The organism is Mammaliicoccus lentus, from assembly GCF_947036595.1.
Lineage (GTDB): Bacteria > Bacillota > Bacilli > Staphylococcales > Staphylococcaceae > Mammaliicoccus > Mammaliicoccus lentus.
The window spans coordinates 345,390-365,089 of record NZ_OX344834.1; the positions used below are offsets into that span (position 1 = coordinate 345,390).

Annotated in this window: 18 protein-coding genes; 9 read left to right on the top strand and 9 right to left on the bottom strand. The window is 31.0% G+C overall.

The genetic code is table 11. From position 1 onward, the window contains the following. The first annotated feature begins 3 nt into the window (after positions 1-3). Positions 4-1,686, top strand: coding sequence for a choline dehydrogenase (gene betA / locus ACNMOQ_RS01530; protein ID WP_017000091.1), 1,683 nt, complete (start codon positions 4-6; stop codon positions 1,684-1,686). A gap of 112 nt (positions 1,687-1,798) precedes the next feature. Here the strand turns inward: betA and ACNMOQ_RS01535 are convergent, their stop codons facing one another. Continuing rightward, complete coding sequence (locus tag ACNMOQ_RS01535; protein WP_416350168.1) at positions 1,799-2,341, bottom strand: recombinase family protein; 543 nt, start codon at positions 2,339-2,341, stop codon at positions 1,799-1,801. A gap of 93 nt (positions 2,342-2,434) precedes the next feature. On the opposite strand from ACNMOQ_RS01535, the gene ACNMOQ_RS01540 reads away from it, so the two are divergent. The 4 genes from ACNMOQ_RS01540 to ACNMOQ_RS01555 all read left to right on the top strand — a co-directional run bounded on the left by ACNMOQ_RS01540 (position 2,435) and on the right by ACNMOQ_RS01555 (position 6,283). After that, on the top strand, positions 2,435-3,886 hold the full coding sequence (locus tag ACNMOQ_RS01540; protein WP_416350169.1) for a SulP family inorganic anion transporter: 1,452 nt from the start codon (positions 2,435-2,437) through the stop codon (positions 3,884-3,886). 20 nt (positions 3,887-3,906) lie between these two features. Further along, a complete protein-coding gene (locus ACNMOQ_RS01545; protein ID WP_416350170.1) occupies positions 3,907-4,311 on the top strand; it encodes a universal stress protein in 405 nt (134 codons plus the stop codon). Between the two features lie 125 nt (positions 4,312-4,436). Continuing rightward, a complete protein-coding gene (locus tag ACNMOQ_RS01550) occupies positions 4,437-4,871 on the top strand; it encodes a hypothetical protein (RefSeq protein WP_017000094.1) in 435 nt (144 codons plus the stop codon). Positions 4,872-4,969: 98 nt separating this feature from the next. Beyond that, the gene (locus ACNMOQ_RS01555) at positions 4,970-6,283 is read left to right on the top strand and encodes a YSIRK-type signal peptide-containing protein (RefSeq protein WP_416350171.1); all 1,314 of its coding nucleotides are present in this window, start codon (positions 4,970-4,972) and stop codon (positions 6,281-6,283) included. Positions 6,284-6,356: 73 nt separating this feature from the next. On the opposite strand, the gene ACNMOQ_RS01560 is transcribed toward ACNMOQ_RS01555, so the two are convergent. The 4 genes from ACNMOQ_RS01560 to ACNMOQ_RS01575 form a co-directional block, all read right to left on the bottom strand. Next, positions 6,357-7,334 carry a LacI family DNA-binding transcriptional regulator gene (locus tag ACNMOQ_RS01560; protein WP_103269111.1) on the bottom strand — a complete coding sequence of 326 codons (978 nt, stop codon included), beginning with the start codon at positions 7,332-7,334 and terminating at the stop codon, positions 6,357-6,359. Positions 7,335-7,520: 186 nt separating this feature from the next. Beyond that, a complete protein-coding gene (locus tag ACNMOQ_RS01565; protein ID WP_016999833.1) occupies positions 7,521-8,948 on the bottom strand; it encodes a glycoside hydrolase family 32 protein in 1,428 nt (475 codons plus the stop codon). A 5-nt stretch (positions 8,949-8,953) separates the two neighbouring features. Further along, positions 8,954-10,243 (bottom strand): MFS transporter, encoded by a 1,290-nt coding sequence (locus tag ACNMOQ_RS01570; protein WP_064205070.1) that lies wholly within the window; start codon positions 10,241-10,243, stop codon positions 8,954-8,956. A gap of 171 nt (positions 10,244-10,414) precedes the next feature. Beyond that, entirely contained in the window at positions 10,415-11,305 is an 891-nt protein-coding gene (locus ACNMOQ_RS01575; RefSeq protein ID WP_064205050.1) for a fructose bisphosphate aldolase, read from the bottom strand. Positions 11,306-11,498: 193 nt separating this feature from the next. Here ACNMOQ_RS01575 and ACNMOQ_RS01580 point away from each other — a divergent pair, with 193 nt between their 5' ends. Next, entirely contained in the window at positions 11,499-11,840 is a 342-nt protein-coding gene (locus ACNMOQ_RS01580) for a DUF4889 domain-containing protein (RefSeq protein WP_070045197.1), read from the top strand. A gap of 53 nt (positions 11,841-11,893) precedes the next feature. On the opposite strand, the gene ACNMOQ_RS01585 is transcribed toward ACNMOQ_RS01580, so the two are convergent. The 3 genes from ACNMOQ_RS01585 to ACNMOQ_RS01595 are packed head-to-tail and all read right to left on the bottom strand — an operon-like array spanning position 11,894 to position 15,390. Then, on the bottom strand, positions 11,894-13,297 hold the full coding sequence (locus ACNMOQ_RS01585) for a PTS transporter subunit EIIC (RefSeq protein ID WP_016999837.1): 1,404 nt from the start codon (positions 13,295-13,297) through the stop codon (positions 11,894-11,896). A 21-nt stretch (positions 13,298-13,318) separates the two neighbouring features. Further along, positions 13,319-14,050 carry a chitin disaccharide deacetylase gene (gene chbG, locus ACNMOQ_RS01590; RefSeq protein ID WP_016999838.1) on the bottom strand — a complete coding sequence of 244 codons (732 nt, stop codon included), beginning with the start codon at positions 14,048-14,050 and terminating at the stop codon, positions 13,319-13,321. Next, positions 14,047-15,390 carry a family 4 glycosyl hydrolase gene (locus tag ACNMOQ_RS01595; RefSeq protein ID WP_416350172.1) on the bottom strand — a complete coding sequence of 448 codons (1,344 nt, stop codon included), beginning with the start codon at positions 15,388-15,390 and terminating at the stop codon, positions 14,047-14,049. The genes chbG and ACNMOQ_RS01595 overlap by 4 nt, the downstream gene beginning before the upstream one ends. A gap of 134 nt (positions 15,391-15,524) precedes the next feature. On the opposite strand from ACNMOQ_RS01595, the gene ACNMOQ_RS01600 reads away from it, so the two are divergent. From ACNMOQ_RS01600 to ACNMOQ_RS01610, 3 genes are all read left to right on the top strand, one after another. Beyond that, on the top strand, positions 15,525-16,238 hold the full coding sequence (locus ACNMOQ_RS01600) for a GntR family transcriptional regulator (RefSeq protein WP_416350173.1): 714 nt from the start codon (positions 15,525-15,527) through the stop codon (positions 16,236-16,238). A 19-nt stretch (positions 16,239-16,257) separates the two neighbouring features. Next, on the top strand, positions 16,258-16,743 hold the full coding sequence (locus ACNMOQ_RS01605; protein ID WP_064205047.1) for a GNAT family N-acetyltransferase: 486 nt from the start codon (positions 16,258-16,260) through the stop codon (positions 16,741-16,743). A gap of 209 nt (positions 16,744-16,952) precedes the next feature. After that, positions 16,953-17,888: a mechanosensitive ion channel gene (locus ACNMOQ_RS01610; protein WP_016999842.1), complete on the top strand. Its 936-nt coding sequence runs from the start codon at positions 16,953-16,955 to the stop codon at positions 17,886-17,888. Between the two features lie 219 nt (positions 17,889-18,107). Here the strand turns inward: ACNMOQ_RS01610 and ACNMOQ_RS01615 are convergent, their stop codons facing one another. Further along, positions 18,108-19,469 (bottom strand): CitMHS family transporter, encoded by a 1,362-nt coding sequence (locus ACNMOQ_RS01615; protein ID WP_070045196.1) that lies wholly within the window; start codon positions 19,467-19,469, stop codon positions 18,108-18,110. Between the last annotated feature and the right edge of the window lie 231 nt (positions 19,470-19,700).

Here is a 19,700-nt window from a genome sequence, read left to right on the forward strand (position 1 = left end):
ATGATGAAAAAATCTTATGATTACATTATTATCGGCGGAGGTAGTGCCGGTTCAGTATTAGCAAGTAGATTAAGTGAAGATAAAGATAAAACAGTTTTAGTTTTGGAAGCAGGAAGAAGTGACTACCCTTGGGATTTACTTATTCAAATGCCAGCAGCATTAATGTATCCTTCAGGTAATCGTTTTTACGACTGGAAGTATGAAACTGAAGGAGAACCTCATATGGGTGGTAGAAAAGTATCACATACAAGAGGTAAAGTGCTTGGTGGATCAAGTTCTATCAATGGTATGATTTATCAAAGAGGTAACCCATTAGACTATGAAGGTTGGGGTTCAGTTGAAGGAATGGAAACATGGAAATATGCTAACTGTCTTCCTTACTTTAAAAAATTAGAAAAAACATTTGGTGCCGATAAGTCTGATCAATTCCGAGGAAAAAATGGTCCAATTAAATTAAGAAGAGGCCCAGCAAAGAACCCATTATTCCAAGCATTCTTTGATGCAGGTGTACAAGCGGGATATAACAAAACACCTGATGTTAACGGATTTAGACAAGAAGGATTTGGACCTTTTGACAGCCAAATTCACAATGGTAGAAGAGTTTCTGCATCAACAGCATATTTGAGACCAGCAATGAAGAGAAAAAATTTAACTGTTCAAACACGTGCGTTCGTTACAGAAATTAACTATGAAGGTAGAAAAGCTACTGGTGTGACTTATAAGAAAAATGGTAAGAAACATACAGTAGGAGCTGGAGAAGTTATATTATGTGGTGGTGCTTTCAATACGCCACAATTATTACAGTTATCAGGTATAGGTGATTCAGAACACTTAAATTCATTAGGTATTGAAACACGCGTTCATTTACCTGGTGTAGGTGAAAACTTCGAAGACCACTTAGAAGTATATGTACAACATGCATCTTCTAAACCTGTTTCACAACAACCAAGTTTAAATAAACTTAAGATGCCTTTCATTGGCTTACAATGGATATTTGGTCGTACAGGTCCAGCTTCTAGTAACCATTTTGAGGGTGGAGGATTTGTAAGATCTAACGATAAAGTAGAATATCCTAACTTAATGTTCCACTTCTTGCCTTTAGCAGTACGCTATGATGGGCAAAAAGCAGATACTGAACACGGCTTCCAAGTACATATAGGGCCAATGTATTCAAATTCAAGAGGTAGTTTGAAAATTAAATCTAAAGATCCATTTGAAAAACCAAAAGTTGTCTTCAATTACTTATCGACAAAAGAAGACGAACAAGAATGGATTGAAGCAATAAGAATAGCAAGAAAAATATTAGCACAACCAGCACTTAAACCTTTCAATGATGGTGAAATATCACCAGGACCATCTGTACAAACAGATGAAGAAATCCTAGATTGGGTTAAAAAAGATGCTGAAACAGCACTACACCCATCATGTAGTGCGAAAATGGGACCTGCTTCAGATCCTATGGCAGTTGTAGACCCATTAACAATGAAAGTACATGGAATGGAAAACTTACGTGTAGTAGACGCATCAGCAATGCCGCGTACAACTAACGGAAATATACATTCACCAGTGTTAATGTTAGCAGAAAAAGCAGCAGACATCATAAGAGGAAGAAAACCATTAGAACCAGAAGAAATAGATTACTATATACATGGCGTACATCCTAAAGATGCTGGCGTAATAAAATAAAAGAAAATATAAATCATAAAAACCAAAAAATAAAATGAGGCTGAGCCAAAAATCATTCAGTAAGAATACTGATGAATTAGAGCTCAGCCTCATTTATTTATGAAAAACTATATTATTTATTTAAATGTCTATATAGAGTGGCTCTACTAATGTTCGTTTCTGCTTTAATTTCTTCTAGTGTATATTTTTTAGAGTGGTACATTTCTATCGCATTTTTTAAATTAATGTCATCTCGTTGAGGTCGACCAATGCGTTTACCACTCGTCTTGGCCTTCTCCATACCAACTTTTGTTCTAAATTTGATGATATCATTTTGAAATTGAATCACTTTGCTGAGCGATTCGATAAAAGTCGTATGATAATCCGGGCTAATTGTAAGGTTAATGTTCTCAACAGAAATAGTAACATTTATTTCTTGGGAAATTTGTATAAGTTCTTCAAGTTGTGAAACTGAATCAGCTAGAATACATAAATCGGTAATGTATAAATGGTCGCCATCGTTTAACTTACTATAAAATAAAGAATTTAATTCTTTACGGTTTTCTGTGTTGGAATGCGATTCTTCAATTAATTTATCAACTTGATTGGATAATTTTAATTTTTGTTGTTCTAAAGAATCATAAATTTCTACTGGTCTTGTATAACCATACTTCATATATTTCACCTCGATAGTTCCAAAAAGGTATACATTTGAAACTCTTTTGTTTATAATGACTTTATTAAAAATATAAAAATAGGAGTTTAGATTATGTTTGAAAATTTAAAAATAGAATGGTTTTCAAATCCTAGTAAAAACATTCTAGCAGGTATTGTAGTGGCTTTAGCACTTATACCTGAAGCAATAGCTTTTTCAATTATAGCAGGTGTAGACCCTATGGTGGGGCTTTATGCAGCATTTATTATTGCGACTACTACATCTATAGTAGGTGGTCGTCCTGCTATGATTTCAGGTGCTGCTGGTGCAGTGGCTCTTATTGTTACACCACTAGTTCGAGATCATGGCGTTGAATATTTATTTGCTGCAACAATACTTATGGGTATTATACAGTTAATATTAGGGATTCTCAAAATCGGTAGGCTTATGAAATTTATACCTAGATCAGTAATGATTGGTTTCGTGAATGCTTTAGCTATTTTAATATTTATGTCTCAGCTTGAACATATATTCGGTATATCAATTAGTACTTATATGTATCTCATTATTACTTTATTAATCGTATATATTGTTCCAAAATTCTTCAAAACTATTCCAGCACCTTTAATTGCAATCATCATTTTAACCGCTCTTTATATGTATACCGGAGCAAATGTAAGAACAGTAGGAGATTTAGGTTCTATAACGAGAGCTTTTCCTCATTTTCTTATACCAGATGTTCCATTTAATGTAGAAACTTTTAAAATTATTTTCCCATTTTCATTATCAATGGCTGTTGTTGGGCTAGTTGAAAGCTTGTTAACAGCAAAAATAGTAGATGATGCTACTGATAGTTATAGTAATAAAAATAAAGAGTCACGTGGACAAGGTATAGCAAACGTGATTACAGGTTTATTTGGTGGTATGGGTGGTTGTGCTATGATTGGACAATCTATAATAAATGTTAGATCTGGTGCTAACAGCCGTTTATCAACGTTTACAGCAGGCATCGTCCTTATTTTCCTTATTATTGTATTAGGAGATATCGTCGTGCAAATTCCAATGCCTATACTAGCAAGTATTATGATAATGGTATCGGTTGGTACATTTGATTGGCAATCATTTAAATATATTAAACAAGCACCAAAATCTGATGCAGTAGTCATGTTACTCACAGTTATTATCGTTTTATTCACAAATAATCTTGCAATTGGTGTCGTTGTTGGTGTTATTTTCAGTGCATTGTTCTTTGCTACAAAAATTTCTAACGTTAGAGTAGAATTAAACCAACAAGATAAAAGTTATTTATATTTTTTTAAAGGACAAATATTTTTTGTTTCGATAGATTCAATGATGGAGCAATTAGATTTTACAATCGAAAACAGTCATATTGAATTAGATTTTACAGATGCACATTTATGGGATGATTCAGCAGTTGATGCAATTGATACCATCGTTAAAAAGTTTGAAGATAAACAAAATAGTGTATACGTTAAACAATTAAATGCTGATAGTAGAAAAATCATCTCTGAACTTAGTCAATTAAATGAAAGACATTTAAACTAATATACAAAGGAGAGAGTAACATGTATAAATCTATTTTATTAGCTGCCGATGGATCAGAAAATAGTTATAGAGCAGCTCAACAAATATTAAATATTGCAGAATCAGAAGCTCACGTAACAGTATTAAATGTAGTAGAAATAGACGAATCAAAAACAGTGATTTTACATGGGGCAAATTCAAATCAGCAACAAAAAGAAAAACTTTCACAGATTACTCAATTTCTAGAAGAAAATCATATAAAACATAAAATCGAAATAAAACATGGAGAACCAGCACAAACCGTCATTAATGAAGCAAATCGTCATCCACATGAAATTATAGTACTAGGGACAAGGGGCTTGAATAATTTTCAAGAAATGATGATGGGCAGTGTTTCTCATAAAGTAGCCAAACGATCAAAAATACCAGTTTTAATTGTAAAGTAAATATCAAAGGGTTTAGAATAATTATTTTGAGCTTAGGATTTATTTCTTAAGCTCTTTTTGGTATTGCTTTATATATCGCATTTATATACAGTTAATTGTACATATACACTTTTGGGGGTGTGGTAGTGAACTGGTTATGGTTATGTTTACTTATAATTTCTGTATATCCATTTGTACATGTTGTTGTATATCATCCATTAAAGTTAGCAATGGGCGAAATGGTTCATGTAAAGAGAAAGGCGACATTAGCTACTATTATAGTGATTATAGCTTGTTTAGTTATATTTTTTGGTATGGCTTATTTCTTTAGGTTCAACACATGGAAAGTAAGTTTATATAATACAGCTTTAGATATGATTTATATCATAGCACCATATTTATCTATCGTTATCATGATATGCGCACTCGTGATTATAATTGAAAAAATAATAAATATAAAAGAAAAATACGCTATTATTCATATTATCGCTTGTATATTAGTCATCATGTTGCACGTTGCGATGTGGCTACAATTATATGATGTTTGGCAACATTTAAAAGAAATCATTTATCAGGTTTGATGAATACGAAAAATTAATAATCGAAGTTGACTGCCAAAATAAATTGGAATATATTTACAATATAGATATAATTTATCAAATATTGATGGAGGTCAACGATGAACAGTCAACAAAAGTTTAATAAATTTAGTATTAAAAAATGTACACTTGGTGTTATGTCAGTTTGCATAGGAAGTGTTTTATTTTTAAGTAATACAAGTGATATCGCATTTGCATCAGAAGGGGATACTAATCATCAAGAAAATACAATGTCAGCAAATAATCAGATAGAGAAGAATGAAAAAGAATCAAACCCCGAAATTTTATCTATTACTTTAGATAAACATGAATACGCTCCAGGAGAAGTAGTTAAAGTCCAATTTAAAATTAAAGATATTAATAAGTTGGAAAATGTTTCAATTGGATTTTCAAACGATACAGCAGTAGGTGAAACAACACTAGCTGAATCTTTAGATAATCCTTCTGCAATACAATCAGCTGATGGTGTTTGGACAGTCAATGTGGACGTTGAGATACCTAAAAAGATAGGGGACACTTCATTTAGTTTTTCAACTGCTACTGTAGATAATGTGAATGGTGGAGGTGATACAATTGCTCCACAATTAGGACCAACAACTTTAAATGTGCAAGCTCTTAAATTTAGCGTTAAAAATAAAGTAAACCAAGATAAAATAGATACAGTCGCACCACAAATTAAGAATGTTTCAGTAGATAAAAATGTATATAAATCAGGCGAAACTGTAAATGCTACAGTAATGTTGGAAGATATAAGTAAATTACGAGAAGTATCATTAAGCTTTGGTAAAGAACCTTTCGATGGTAAAGCAGGAATATCTAAATTTGCAGATGTGACTAAAGCGACACGTGATAAAGAAGGTAAATGGATAGTGCCACTACAATTACAAATACCAAAAGATAATATTAATACATCATATCAATTTGCACATGTCAGTGCCGTAGATGAATTTGGTAATTCAGTCGCACTTGTAGAAGGCGTTACAAAACAACCGGAATTATCTAAAATAGGATTTAAAGTTGAAGCGGACAATAAAGCAACTTTATCAAATAAAGAGGATAAAGATAAAAAGCAAGATAATCAAAAAACTACGTCTAAAGAAGTTAAAAAGGCTGAAGATAGACAAAAAGTTGTAACGGTACCTAAAAAAGAAGCAATAATATCTAATAAAGAACAAAAGCAAGTGAAGAAAGAAGATAATAATAAGTCTAATCAATTACAAGATAATCAAAAAACTATGCCTAAAGAAGCTAAAAAAACCGAAGATAAAAAAGATGCATCTAAAAAAGAACTCCCGAAATCAGGGGAAGTTGTTAAAGATATAACATGGATAAGTGCAATCATAGCTATTTGTAGCATACCAGTTCTATTGAGAAGTAGAAAACGACAAAGTTAATAAATAGTTCAAATCTAAAGCTCCTTTCACTAGAAAACGTTCTAATGAAAGGAGCTTTAGATTTTTTCTTCTATTAACATGTACTTCCATTCCAAATTGAAACAGGAAGTATATATTCAGATAGTGTTTCTTGTTTTTCAAGCCTTAGATTTAAGACTTCAAGTGCTTTATTGGCTATTTCTTCAATAGGTTGGACTATTGTTGTTAAGTTTGGAAACATATTACGCATAATTTTAGAACCATCATATCCGACAATAAGTAAATCTTCAGGAATGTTTTTATTGAACTTTTTAGCAATTTGCATGATAAGTAACGCGTCTACATCGTTTGAAGCGAATACACCATCTACATCTGGGTGATCTATAAATATTTGGTTGAAGATTCCAGTTTTCTCTGTGTAAGAGATATTAAAATCTACAGAATAGTGAATAGGTTGAAGTCCATGATATGTCATTGTTTCTTCATATGCTTCTCGTCTTCTGTTTGCAGGTGTATCTAAAGTATCTGGACCTGTTGTATGTATGATTTTTTTAGCACCTTTTTGAATTAATCTTTCTGTAGCTTGTTTACCGCCTGAGTAATTATCAGATTCGATTACTGGTATGTCTTGGTTCATAATTCTATCGATTGCTACTATAGGAAGGTTTTCATTTTGATACTGTTGAATATTTTGGTTATGTGTACCAACGATTAAACCGTCGACTTGATTTGATAAAAGTTGATTTAAATAGTTTTTCTCTTTTTCAGGATCATTCATTGAGTTCCCAATTATAACTTTATAACCTTGGGAATATAGCTTTTTCTCTAATTCTTCTACAAGTTCTCCAAAGAAAGGATTACTTACTGCAGGGAATAATAGGCCTATAATATTAGTCTTTTTATTATAAAGCTGACGTGCGACAGTGTTAGGTTGATAGTTTAATTTTTCCATAGCATCGTATACTTTATCGATTGTTTCTTGACTTAAATAGCCACGTTTATTTAATACTCTAGATACTGTAGTTTTTGATACATTGGCTAATTTAGCAACATCATCTAATTTAGGTTTCATATTTTAATCCTTTCGCCATAGTATTGAAATTCATTATTCATCATTATATCAAACATTTAGTATTTGTATCGTTAAATACTAAATGAAAATCATACTGGATTATAAACATGGTGTGTTATATAAACGAAAAAACCATCAAAGTAGACACTAAAAGTGAAAACTTTGATGGTTTTGTAAATACGTATATTAGAATTTGATTGCTTGATTATTTAGTTCATAAATTTCGTAGTTCGTTGAAACTGATTCTGAAGCATTTATCCAAACTTGTGGATTTTCTTCTAAATAATATCTTTCTGTGAACACAGCTTCTCCGTCATTAATGAATATCTCTATAGAACTTGTATCGATAAATATGCGCAAGTTAACTTTGTCATCGCTAAGAATGTTGGCATATCTTGTATCATCTGTATCTTTGCGATATAACTCAAATTCATTAGTGTTAGAATTATATTTCAAGTTTAAAATGCTATTGCCATTTTTATCAGTTAAATAAAATGATGTTTCAGCATTTTGTTCTGATGTGAATTTGTGTTCTAAATTAATTTCTACATGAGAAGAATCGTCTATTAATAAAAGGTCATCTTTTAATTCTGTGCTGTCTGAATTTAGTTTTTCATTTCTTAGTGATTTCAATTCTTCAACAGGTTTCATATATATTTTTTCGTTTTTAATGTGTAGTTGTCTTGGTAAAGTTAATGCTCCAGCCCAGCCATCTTCTTTTTCAGGCATGTCGCTTTCCCACATCGCCATCCAAGCAATGAGGATTCTACGACCATCAGGCGCTTGAGTTGTTTGAGCTGCATAGAAATCATGTCCAAAATCTAATTCTTGGAAATTACCTCTGTTAAACTCTGTGTTGTCGTCATTGAATTGACCAGCAAAATAACCATTTTGGAATAAGTTTAAATATTTTTTCTCTTCTTTGTCTATACCTTGAGGTGAACATAATAAAATATCTTTGCCATCTAATCTAAATACATCAGGGCACTCCCACATAAAGCCTTCTGTTTTTAATCCTTTAGATTTACTTGGTGCACCAATGTATTCCCAATTTAATAAATCGTCAGATTTATAAAGAATAATTCTACCTAGACCATCTTTTTCTTGGCTTCCTAGTACCATATAATATTTATCATTTTCTTTCCAAACTTTAGGGTCTCTAAAGTGATGAGTATTATCTTCTGGCTCAGAAGCAATTACTGGATTATTTTCGTATTTAGTAAAGTTTATACCATCTTTACTGTAAGCCATGTTTTGGTTTTGCCAGAAGTTATCTGGGTCACCATCGCCATAATAGTGATGACCTGTATAGAATAAGTATAAAGTATCATCTTTAACAATAGCACTTCCTGAGAAGCAACCATCTTTATCTTCTGGAGAACCCGGAGCAAGTGCTATCGGTAAGTCTTCCCAGTGTACTAAATCCTTACTTCTTGCGTGTCCCCAATGCATTGGACCCCATTCTGCACTATATGGATAATGTTGATAAAAAATATGATAATAGCCATTAAAATAACAAAATCCATTAGGATCATTAATCCAACCAGATTTGGCCATCACGTGGTAGCCTAACCTATATCTATCATCTGTTAATTGTATTTGTTCATTTGTCATGTCAATTATACCTCTTTCCTTTTTATTTGATTTTGACGAATAAATGGATCACCATAAACATCTTCGTCATCCTTTTTAAATGCGAATATCGCAAAAATTCCTGATATTAAAGCAATTCCTGAAATCACTAAAAATGTGTTGCTGTATCCTATGTTATCTCTTAGCGTTCCTAAAGGTGTTGATAATATAACTTGTCCAATTTGGGCAGCTATTTGGAACCCAATCATATATAAAGTGGCTGACAACTTAGGATTAAAATGTAGCGTAATATATCTAAACATTGGAAGCATAAATAATGGTACTTCAATAGCATGCATCATTTTAATAATTGAAATCGTAAATGGCGTAGTTAATACACCACTGAGTCCGATTCTAGCAACCATTACACAGACACCAAGCAATAAAGTATTTCTAACACCTAATTTATACATGATGATAGGCACAACACCCATCATTAAAGCTTCGAAAAATACTTGAATAGAATTTAACGTACCATACATTTGTTGGCCGGTTTCAGGTGAACTGAATAATTGTGTGTAAAAATCCGGGAACATTTGTTGGTCATAAATTGTATAGAACGACCATGAGAACATAATAAAAATAACGATTACCCATAAGTGGGGTAACTTAAGTAAATCGAGCATCTCTTTGAAACTCGGAATAGAACTATCAACATCCTCATCGCGAATTTCATCTTTAGCTTTATCTTCTTGTTTAGGTTTCCAAAATATTAAATTTAATAATAAAAATAAACCTAAAATTGAACCTATCCAGAAATTGTACTCTGGGTTTTTAACAAATAAAAATCCTGCAACTAAAGCTGATATAGCGTAACCAAACGAACCCCATGCTCTCGCTTGACCATATTTAAAATCAAAATAACGACTAAAACGTTCAGAAACAGCTTCGTAAATACCAGCGGCTGAAAGGAAGCCAGCAGATAGAAATAGTGAACCAACTATTATTCCAATCGTAAAGTGATTTTGAATGAGTGGTGCATAAATCCATATGAAAAATGGACCTACTAACGTTGACATCGTAGCACAGAAAATAAGTAAACTTCTCTTCAATACTAATTTATCCTGAAGAATACCATATGCGAACATTAGAATTAAAGTTACGAATGAGTTGGCTGAATATATCGTACCAACTTCACTACCAGATAAACCTAGACCATTTTTTTCTGAGGTAAGCCAAATTTGAAAGAATGACCACCAAATGGACCATGACGCGAAAAATATTAATAAAGTAAATGAAGACTGCAAGTAAGACTTGTTCTTAAAAGTTTGAAACATTTGCAATTAAATAATACCTCCTGAACCTTGAAAGGGCTTTCCTATAAAGAAGTGTATATTTAAATAACCAATATGTCAACCGGTTAACATATAAAATTAAAAAAATAGTATCAATCATTTTTATGGAATTCAAAATGATTGATACTAAATTAAATATGAGTTTTATATTTATTAATTTTTATTAACTGAAGCGTCGTAGATTGATTCTACAGCGTCTGCTAGGCCTTTATCGAATTCTTCTTTTGATTGTCCTGCGAATAAGTCTGTAACTAATGCGCGTGAGAAACTAGCGATTAAGCCTTCATTTTCTTTTAATAATTCGTTTGCTTTATCTCTTGAATAACCGCCAGATAAGGCAACAACACGAATTACATTTGGATGTTCTATTAATGATTTATATTGATTAGGTTTTGTTGGAATTGTTAATTTCAACATTACGAATTGATCATCGTTTAATTTATCTAATTCTTTAGCAATTTCCTCAGTTAAAATATCTTCAATTTCTTCTTTATCTTTAGCGTTGATATTAACTTCTGGTTCAATAATTGGAACTAAACCTGCTTCGATAATTTGTTTTCCAATTTCAAATTGCTGTTGTACTACTTTAGTAATAGCTTCTTTATTAGCTTCTAAAATATTTGAACGCATTTTAGTACCGAAAACATTGCGATCTTTAGCACGTTTTAATAGTTCGTCTAAACCTTCTATTGGTTTCATTAACTGAACACCATTTTCTTCATCAGCTAGACCTTTGTCTACTTTTAAGAATGGTACAATACCTTTATCAGCTAAATAATTAGATGTATATTTACCTTCTACTTCACGATCCATCGTTTGCTCGAATAATATAGCACCTAAAATTTTATCAGCGTTAAATGCTGGAGATGTTATGATACGTGTTCTCATTTCGTGAACAAGTGTAAACATTTCATCTTCACTATTATATTGATCTTCATCAATACCGTAGTCTTTCAATGCTTTTGGAGTACTACCACCACTTTGATCTAGTGCTGCTATAAAACCTTTACCGTTTTTAATTTTATCAAATTGTTCTTGGCTCATTTTTTCCACTCCTTATGATTTTCTACATGTACAGTATGATGAATAATAAAAGTTATCGCAAGTATTTAAGTTTTATGAAAAAATATTATGTATAAATTAGTTTCTGCAATTATGTCGAATTTAAGAAGTTTAAGGCTATGTCATTTCATAAATTAGACTAACGCTTTATTATAGAGGATAGGGAGGTTTCTCAATGAATAAAAAATACGCAATTGCACTTATTTCTGGTTTAGCTCTCGTAGCAATCGCTGTAGCCGTATTGTTGATGTCTTCAACACAAAAATCTACTTATTATGGTTACATGGAAAATAGCACTACAGCTGAAAAAGTAGTAAGTGAAAAAGATAATAAAGTAACAGAAAATGTTAAAATTAAGAATACAGAAGACTTTAAACCTAAAAAAGGTGACTTTGTAAAACTTATTTCTAATGATGACGGTAAAACTTATTATAAAAAAGATATAGTAGATCATGACGATATTCCACATGGTCTTATGATGAAAATACATGAAATGGATATGGACATGGACATGTAATAAAAACGCCAAAATCTAAATGATTTTGGCGTTTTTTTATAAAATAATGTTAATTAGGTGTTATCCATTTCTTTATTAAATTCCTTAACAAGTTTAGTTACTTCTGGTCCGATAATTATTTGAGCATTATGTTTATCAATGATTACAACACCGTGAGCGCCAGTTTGCATTATTTTTTCTTTGTTTATCAGTGAGGTATCTTTAAGTTCTAATCTTAATCTAGTGATACAGTTTTCATATTCTATCACATTTTCTTTAGTACCTATATTTTCTAATATTTTCTTGGACATATATTGATATTGGTTATGCGATAAAGATAAATCTTTTTCTTCTTCGGACTTTTCTTCATCAAAATTATTGTCTTCAATTTGGCCGATTATTGAAACTTTTCGCTTAATAATATAGAAGTAAAAAGTAATAAAATAAAGTATGAAAAATCCTATGCCTACTGGAATTATCATCCAGCCTTTATCTGATAAACTTAGGTTCAATACATAGTCAATGATGCTGCCACCCCAAGAGAATCCTTCCCTAATGTGCAAGTAGTATAAGGTCATTCCTGCTAATCCAGTATATACAGAATGTATAAAGTATAAAAATGGCGAGGTAAATAGAAATGTAAATTCAATAGGTTCTGTTATACCTGCGACTATAGCTGTAAAACTACCAGAACCCATTAAAGCTTTTGTATTTTGTTTATTGTATTTCGCTGCTTTGGATATGGCAAGGGCAATGGCAGGTACACCGAACATTATTGAGACAAAATATCCACTTAGGAAATAACCTGCTGTAGGATCTCCGTTTAAAAATCTTGTAACTTCTCCATGAACAACTTCTCCTCCTGATGTTTTAAAGTCTCCCAGACCAAAATAAATATAAGTATTTAACACATGGTGTAATCCAAATGGAAGTAAAAATCTATTTAAAAATCCATTTATAAATACTCCTAGTCCTCCTAAAGTTACTAGTGATTGAGCTAGCCAATCAATTGAAGACTGAGCATAAGGCCAAATTAAAAAACATATACCTGTTACGGGTAACATAAGTACTATAATTACAGTTATGGGAAAATTCTCTCCAGAGAAAAATGAAAAGACTTTTGGTAGTTCTACATCTTTAAATTTATTGTAGACCCAAGCTGCAAGAAGCCCTGAAATGAGTCCTCCAAATACACTCATGTTTAAATCAGAATCAAGTAAATTAAGTCCTTCTTTTAGTATAGATATTGCAATAAAACCAGCTAGTGCAGGGATTCCTCTATCTTTAGTTTTTGATAACCCCATCGCTATACCTATTGCTATAAGGATATCAATATTATTAAATATTGCTCCGGATGCTTGAAATAGTTTCCAGTCCAGTAAATCTTCTGAACTAATTCTAAAAAGTATACCAGCTGCAGGTAAAGCTACTATTGGAATCAGCATTGATTTACCAAGCTTTTGTAAGAATCTCATCATAACAAATGTCCCCCTTTGACATTACAATTGTGAATAATTGATTAATGTTATCCCATTCGCTTTATTAAAAGTAGATTTTGCATGTTCGCTTGTTAATAAATCTAATTCTTCAATTCTTGGCATGACAAAAGATGAATGATCTCTTAAAAATTTATCTATATATGCTGGATGGCACATTATTTCTACAGTTTTATATAATTGATATTTCTCTCTGATGATTTCGATAGGGTTTAAAATTGTTTCAGGGTGATACTCAAAGTAATCAACCATTTTATAATTAGGATAATTCTTTTTATCTCCTAAATTATTTCGAATAGGCAGTTGATATTCAGATGCTAATTTTAAAAATACTGGTTCTATTATGTCTAAATTATTTACATGATGATGAGTATCCATATGAGTAGGTGTAATTCCAGTCTCTAAAAATTTTTCGATTTGTTCTTTCCATTCGTTGTATAGTTCATTTGTGTCTATATAAAATTTTTGTTCGTAATGAGATAAATCTCTAAAATTTCCATCACTATCTACTAAAGTATATAAATTATGTGTTAATGGTTTCCCACAAGTTAAAGTTAGGTGAATGCCAATGCCTAGATTCGGGTTTTCTTTCGCAAGTTGGATTGCATGGTTAAAACCTGGCATATTTGTTAAGCAAGTCGTTGAAGTAAGTATGCCATTTTTAAAAGCATCGATAATTCCGTAATTTACCCCATTTGAATAACCGAAATCATCTGCATTTATGATAAGCTTCATAATGTTTCCTCCCTTTTATTTAAAACGGGCCAATGGTCTGTATTCGCTTCAAATAAATCTTTTAAGACTTCTTTCGCTTTATTCGTGTCTATGACAGTTCTATTTAAAATAAGGGCTTGCAATAACTTTTCATAATCATTATCAAAGTAAGCTTCGATTATTAATTTTTCATACGCGTATTGATTTTCTAGTAATCCTTTATAAAATGTAGATATTTCACCTATTTTAAAAGGCTCTACACCTTCGTTACCAAGTAAAGCGGGAACTTCTACAAGGGCGTCATAAGGTAGATTAGAAATAATTCCTTCATTCCTTGTCATTATAATAAAGCGTTCTTTTAAGTGATGAACAAGCGAAGCGGCAATACGAATCATGTATATACCATGTATATCACCAGAAATATCAATATTCTGAGTACTATTTTGATTAATGATAACGTCGCAGTCAGTGAAAACCTCTTTTTCTCGTCCATTTATAACTTGTCTAGCTCGAGTATTGTCCATAGGTTCCTTTTTAGATAATTCATTAGGATAAAGATAATATTGTAAATACGTGTTAGGTAGATATTCATTAAAGTCTTGTATCATTTGTTTAGCTTGTTTAAAAGTAGCTTGCCAGGAAGGGTCATTGGCAATTAATTTATCTGTAGGTTTAAAATCATTATCCAGAATAAGTTGTTTGAGCTGAGATGTATAATCATAACCCTGCTTATTTCGTATACTCGTAAACCATCCAAAATGGTTTAAACCAAAATAATCAGCTTCTAAATTCCATATATCTTCTTCCAATATGTCTGAATAGCTTTTCATAATTGCTATAGGCATATCACATATATTTAATAATCGTTTATCGTCAGGGAAGATTTTATCTAATGCTAGGCCAACAATTGCAGCAGGATTTGTATAGTTCAAAATCCAAGCATCTGAATTTAATGAACGAATATCATCGACAAGTTGAATCATATCAGGTATTGATCGTAACCCATAAGCCATGCCTCCAGCGCCGCATGTTTCTTGTCCTACTAATCCGTGTTTAATAGGTATTTGTTCATCTTTTTCTCTCATAGTTAGACCGCCAGTACGAATTTGGACGAATATAATATCAGTATCTTTAAAGGCTTCTTTTTTATTAGAAGTGTATTTAAAATTTTCTAATGAAGGGTAATGTTCTTTCAATAATATAGAAGCAGCACGTCCTATCTTTTCTTGTCGCGAAGTATCTGTATCGTATAGCGTAATATGACTTAGTGGTAAATGATTCGATTCTTCAATTAAACTCATTAATATACCTAGCGTATATGTACTTCCGCCACCAACTATTGTTAATTTACTCTTTTTCATTATTTTGTAACCCCTTTCAAGTAACATTATATAATATGTATTGTAAAAATCAATACAAATATAATACATATTTTAAATATGTATGCTTTTTGAGTTTGAAGTGTTAAAATAAACTATGAAGGTGAGGGGTTTTTATGAGCGATAAGAAAATGCCTTTATATCAAAAAATCATGAAAAATATTCAAGATTATATTAAAAATCAAGGGCTAGAGCATGGAGATGTTATACCTACTGAAAAGGCTTTATCAGAAAAATATCAAGTAAGTAGGGTAACTATTAGAAAAGCTATTTCAAGACTAATAGAAAAAGAAATATTATACAGTATTAAAGGGAGCGGAACTTATGTAGCTTTCCCAAAATTTGAACATAATTTATTTAAGTTACAAGGATTTACTGAAGAAATGCAACCTTATCATGATTCTATTAAAAACAAAGTGATAGAATTTAGACTTATAAAACCAAATGAAGAAATACAAGAAATACTTAATCTCAACAAAGAAGAAAAAGTATATAACATAAAAAGGATTAGAAAATTGAACGGTGAAGTTTTAATTATAGAAAATGCTTATATACCGTTTGAACTATTTCCTGATCTTTCTGTTGAAGCGATGACTAAATCAAAATATGGTTATTTAAAAGAAAAGGGATATGTTATAAAAAAAAGGGTAGAAGAGTTTATACCTAGGTTACCAAGTGAAGATACAATGGAAATTTTTAATATAAAATCTAATACTCCTTTATTAGAATTAAGAGCATATTCTATATTAAGTAATGATGAAATATTTGAATATTCTGAGGTATTGTATCATCCTAAAAAATATAAATTTAAATTAGAATTATCAAGATAACAAAAAGGGGGATATTATTATGTTATTACGAGAGAAGAAAGAATCTGATATTGAAGAATTAGCTAAAGTGCATTATGAGTCATGGCTTTCAACGTATAAGGGAATTATTCCTGAGAGTTATTTAGATGAAATTACATTGGAGTCTTACATAGAAAATCATTATAAATTTAATGCACCTTGTATTGTTGCTGAAATAGATAATAAAATAGTAGGTTTTTTAATGTATGCTAAAGATAAAGATGATGATACTAGTGAAAATTGTGGAGAAATACTCGTCATTTATTTACTTGAAGCATATCAAAATCAAGGTGTAGGTACTCAATTAATGATAGAAGCTGAGAAGAAAATGAAACAGGAATATGATCAATTAAGTCTGTGGGTAATTGAAGATAATTTACAAGCAGTGAATTTTTATGAGAAGTGTGGATTTAAAAAAGATGGAAAAGTAGAATTAAGTGAACATGGTGTTGTTTTACGTGAAACCCGTATGATAAAAGATTTATAAAAACCATATTGCGATAAATGAATATCGCAATATGGTTTTTTATTTTATATATCGATTACATACACTTTAATATATTAGAATATTAATTCTTTGGAATTTAAGAATAAACAACGAGATTAAATTTTTTTAAAGTTTTTTTAGAATTATTAATAAAAATATGATTATTAATATAATACTAGGGTAACATACTAAAAAAGGAGGATATATATATGAGTAAAATTACAGATTCATTTATGAATGCATTAGATAGCATTATTGGATTTATTCCAAATTTAATTAGTGCGATTATTTTATTAATCGTAGCTTGGATTATTGCAGTAATTGTTAAAACGATTATTGTAAAAGGCTTAAGAGCTATTGGATTTGAAAAATGGTTAGAGAAAAAAGGATTAACTGAAGCAGGTAGTGGTAAATCTGAATCAGAAGGTTTAATTCAAACATTCGGTAAACTAGCTTACTTCATTATTTTCCTATTATTCTTGCCATCAGTGTTTGATGCATTAAATATGACATCAGTATCAACACCTATTAAAAATATGATGGATAGTATTTTAAACTTCTTACCTAGAGTTATAGTAGCAGTAATAATACTAATAGTTGGTTTATTTATTGCTAAAGTATTAGGTACATTAGTTAAAAACTTATTAACTAATTTAAATGTTAGTCGTTATAACCATTATGTTAATTTTGGTGAAAACAAAGAAAGTATAGATATTCCTTCAGCTACAGGCTGGATTCTTACAACAATAATTGGTTTATTCTTTGTTGTTGAAGCTTTACACACTGTAAACTTACAAGTGTTAAATACAATTGGTGAAGCAATTATTGGTTACTTACCATTAGTTATCTCAGCAGCTATTATCTTAGTAATCGGTTTTGTTGGTGGTAACTTATTATCTAAACTTATCAAAAAATCTACAGGCAATGGTCTTGTAGCAGAGATTGTTAAGTATTTAGTAATTGTTGTTTCAGTATTTATGACACTAGATCAATTAAACTTTGCTCAAAGTATTGTTAACGTAGCATTCTTACTTATCTTAGGTGCTGTTGCAGTAGCATTTGCTATTTCATTCGGTATCGGTGGTAAGTCATTCGCAGAAAAAACTTTAAGAAAAGTTGAAGACAAAGCAGACTCTGATAAATAATATTGAAGAATCCAAATAAAGAGGCTGGGCTAAAATAATTGCTCAGCCTCTTGTATTATGTAATTAACAACGTAGTAAATCCATAATATAAAACAAATCACATATCAAAATAAATGCTCCTAATCCTTAGTAGATTTAACTAAAGGGTTAGGAGCATTATTTTGATTTAGGGACTTATATCCCAAGGTGGTTATTATTTATTAAATACGAGTTTTATATTTAAATTGTTACAATACCTAGTAAAATTGCGATAAATAGCATAACGATTGAAAATCCCCAAATCCAGAAGAATGCGTATTTAATATATTTACCCATATTAATTTCAGCTAGCCCGACTGCTAACCAAAGAGCAGGTGAAAATGGACTAACGAATGTACCGATTATGTTTCCTATCATTAATGAATAGGCTGTTGAAAGTGAAGGTACACCAAATTGACTTGCAGTTGATTCTACAATTGGTAACACAGCAAAGTAATATGCATCTGTACTAGTTAATAAATCTAATGGAACACCTAGCATACCAATTATAATATGTAGATAAGGTCCAACTGCTGTAGGTATTATATCAATCAATGATAACGCGATTGATTCTAACATGCCTGTTTCATTTAAAATACCTAAAAATACACCAGCAGCTAAAATAACCGCGGCCATCATTAAAGCATTAGGTGCGTGTGCACGTAAGCGATCCATTTGTTCGTCAACATCTCTGAAGTTTAATGGTAATGCAATACCGACACCAATCATAAATGCTAATTCTGGTGGAACGATGTCTAATAACATCATTGCAACTATAATAATTGTAAGTATAAGATTGAGCCAAAGAATATAAGTATGTTTTTTAGCTTCACCTTTAATTGAAGCATTTTCTTCTTGATCTTTTTGATAATTTTCAATAATTTCATTCATGTCTACTTTAATTGTTTCTTCATCAGGAAATTCTCTTGCAATACGTTTCTTTTCTCTTAAGCCTAAATAAATAGCAAATAGAATTGCTAAGACGATGCCTATTAATTGTATAGGTATGATGTTGTACCAAAGCTGATTAATATTATCTACTTTTAGAACTGAAGCAGTACGAGCCATTGGTCCGCCCCAAGGCACCATGTTAATAATAGCGGCACTTAGCGCAAGTAGTAACACTAATAAATAAGGACTCATTTTAAGTGTTCTATATAAAGGTAATAAAGCAGGAATCGCTAATAAGAAAGTAGTGGCACCAGCACCATCAAGTTGTGCAAAAGTACCAATAATGGTTGTGACAATTGCTACGATAATAATATTTCCACGTGTTAATTTAATCATGCCTTTAACTAACGGTCTAAATAAGCCGCTATCTGAAATAATTCCAAAGTATATAATCGCGAAAATAAACATTACTGCTACATTAAATACTTGATCAAAACCAGAATCTACATATTTTCGTATATCTCCGAAACCATGTCCAAGAACTAATGCGCCAATAATAGGTATTATTGTCATACCGACTACTGGACTGACCTTTTTAAAAATTAACATTGTGACAATGGATATTATAATAATAAGCCCCACAATTGTTAACATTGTATTTGCTTCTTCCATGAATGATCCCCCTCTTTAATTAAGCGCTTACAAATAATGTTAAACAAAAACTTTCTATACAAAATGAACTCTTATAGAAAGCTTTAATTAGTATATCATTATAGAAAGTAAAAATGTACTGAATTTTAAGAATTTTTAGTTTTTTATATTATAAAATTTTTAATCATGGTTTGATATTTTTCACATTATGTTATAATTTAAGTAATTAAAGAAATATATAAAGTTTTTAAT